General features: G+C 71.8%; 1 protein-coding gene. It reads left to right on the top strand.

Going from position 1 to position 273, the window contains the following annotated elements:
- Positions 1 to 28: 28 nt before the first annotated feature.
- On the top strand, positions 29 to 273 hold a 245-nt coding region (locus ACWJ6R_RS38255; RefSeq protein ID WP_449066836.1), incomplete at its 3' end, for a hypothetical protein.

Raw genomic sequence — 273 nt, forward strand, 5'->3', positions numbered from 1 at the left:
GGCGCTGGCCCGTCTTCACGCGTCGGGGGTGGCGGTCGATTGGGAGGCGTTCTTCGCTGCGGTGCCTGTCCGGCATGTCGAGTTGCCGACGTATGCGTTCCAGCGGGAGCGGTTCTGGGTGCGGGCGCTGGCCGGGGCGGGGGATGTGGGTGCGGCGGGGCTGGGTGCGGTCGATCATCCGGTGCTGAGTGCGGTGACGGAGGTCGCCGGTGGGGAGTCGGTGGTCTTCAGTGGCCGGTTGTCGGTGGCGGGGCAGCCGTGGCTGGCCGATCA

The organism is Planomonospora algeriensis (assembly GCF_977012225.1).